This is a genomic window from Maridesulfovibrio ferrireducens (assembly GCF_016342405.1).
Lineage (GTDB): Bacteria > Desulfobacterota > Desulfovibrionia > Desulfovibrionales > Desulfovibrionaceae > Maridesulfovibrio > Maridesulfovibrio ferrireducens_A.
The window spans coordinates 1-2,235 of record NZ_JAEINN010000057.1 but is presented as its reverse complement, the minus strand read 5'-3'; the positions used below and the strand labels follow the sequence as shown (position 1 = coordinate 2,235).

Below are 2,235 nucleotides of genomic sequence, written 5' to 3'. Positions count from 1 at the left end.
ATTACTGACGAAAAAGGAAACTATCTTGAAGTTAATGAGGCAGCCGCAAAAATTACCGGCTACTCAAAAGATGAATTACTGAAAATGAATCTGATAGAACTATTTCCGGTTGAGGAACTTAAAAAAGCTGAAGAACATTTTAAAACTGTGAAGCAGACAGGGAAATCTGACGGCAATTTGGCATTTATCAAAAAAGACGGAACTCCCGGATATTGGACTGTTAGTGCTATAAAATTAAGTGAAAACCATTTTCTCGGGTTTGTTGCCGACGTCACCGAACGCAAGCAGGCGGAAAAAGCCCTAAAAGAAAGCGAAGAAAAATTAAGTACTCTCTTTGGAACAATGACAGAAATGGTAGTTCTGCACGAACTTATCTTTAACGAAAAAGGTGAAGCTGTTAATTACCGTATCACCGATTGTAATAATGCCTTTACCAAAGTAACGGGCATTAAAAAAGAAAATGTCATTGGTAAACTGGCTACGGAAGTATATAAAACCGAAAACGCTCCATATCTTGATGTTTACTCTAATGTTGCTACTACCCGAAAACCTTATGAGTACACCACATATTTTGAACCAATGGATAAACATTTTAGCATTTCGGTAGTATCACCAAAACAAAATCAGTTTGCTGCTATCACTACTGATATTACAGCTATGCAGCAGACACAAAAAGTAATAAGTGATAAAAATAAAGAATTAGAAAACTTTCTTTATGTTTCATCGCACGATTTACGAACACCTCTTGTAAATGTACAAGGATTTAGTAGTCGTCTTCAGAAACAAATTGAATCAATTAATACACTTATTGCCGAATGTTCTTTAGAGCCGGAAGCAGAAGAAAAGATAAAATCTATTATTCAAGAAAGTATTCCCAAAACACTCGATTTTATCTTTACAAATGTTTCAAAAATGGATACTTTAATAAACGCTCTTCTAGAAATTTCCAGAACCGGAAGAGTGAAAATGACTATTAAAGAAATAGACATAAATCAGCTTATTGAAAAAATTGTTTCTTCTCTTAACTTTCAGATAACAGAACTATCTGTTAAAGTGATAACTAAAGAAATGGATGATTGTTATGGTGATGGAAATTTACTGAACCAGCTTTTTACTAATATTTTAGTTAATGCCATTAAGTATAGAAATAGAGAGAAACAACTAGTTATTGAAATATCTTCTGAAGTAAGATATAACAAAGTTATTTACAGTTTCAAGGATAATGGAATGGGAATTGAGCAAAGACATCTTGAAAAAATATGGGATGTTTTCTACCGTGTAGATTCAGCATCACCGGAAGCCGGGGACGGAATAGGATTAAGTCTTTCGAAAAGAATTGTTGATAAACATAAAGGTAAAATTTGGGCAGAATCTGAAGTTGGAAAAGGAAGTGTTTTCTCAATTGAATTACTAACAAATGAATTTTCTGAATAAATATATAGGACAATAAAAATGGAAACCTACAAAGAGATGATAATACTTATAGCTGAGGATAACGATGGGCATGCCGAACTAATTAAGGAAGGTTTGAAAGATTCGGGTGTTTGTAATGAAATTATTCGCTTCTCAGACGGAAAAGAGACTTGGGATTTTTTGTCCGGAATAGGTGAAAAAGTGATAGACAAAGATAAGCATTATCTTCTGCTTCTTGATATAAACATGCCCAAAATGGACGGCGTTGAGGTTCTTAGAAGAATGAAAGCTAATAAAGAACTAAAAGAAATTCCGATAATGATGCTTACCACTACTGATGATCCTCGCGAAATAGAACATTGTTATAAACTGGGATGTAATGTTTACATTACAAAACCAGTTGATTTTAAGGCGTTTGCCGAAACATTAAAGCGGCTTGGCTTATTTATTCAAGTAGTAAAGATATAGAATGGTAACTAATTAGATAAATATTTAATACATGGTGGTAAATTGTGAAAGCACTAATTGTTGAAGATGATCTTGGCTTAGCAGAGTTAATTAAAGAAAAAGTTGAAGCAAGTGGATTTGAAACTTATTCGGTTCAAACTGCTGATAGTGCGTTTAAGTGGCTTACCGAGAATACGCCGCATCTTATGTTATTGGATTACAGCCTTCCGGATATGAAGGGTGATGAATTTATTACTGCTTTGCAAAAAAGTGAACTTTCAATTCCACCATTTATAGTTACTACCGGGCAAGGTGATGAACACATAGCAGTAGCGATGATGAAACTAGGGGCTAAGGATTATCTAATAAAAAACA

The 2,235-nt window shown here is 33.9% G+C and carries 3 protein-coding genes; all 3 read left to right on the top strand.

Annotated elements, in window-relative coordinates; genetic code table 11:
* A partial coding sequence (locus JEY82_RS19625; protein WP_304089017.1) for a PAS domain S-box protein occupies window positions 1-1,434 on the top strand: 1,434 nt, incomplete at its 5' end.
* A gap of 18 nt (window positions 1,435-1,452) precedes the next feature.
* Window positions 1,453-1,881 (top strand): response regulator, encoded by a 429-nt coding sequence (locus JEY82_RS19620; protein WP_304089014.1) that lies wholly within the window; start codon window positions 1,453-1,455, stop codon window positions 1,879-1,881.
* Window positions 1,882-1,925: 44 nt separating this feature from the next.
* Window positions 1,926-2,235, top strand: a 310-nt coding sequence (locus JEY82_RS19615) for a response regulator (RefSeq protein ID WP_304089012.1), incomplete at its 3' end; no start/stop codon positions are given.

Bases quoted from the DNA above. Each gene is read 5' to 3' on its own strand.
- JEY82_RS19620 (WP_304089014.1), top strand. From the start codon at position 1,453: ATGGAAACCTACAAAGAGATGATAATACTTATAGCTGAGGATAACGAT.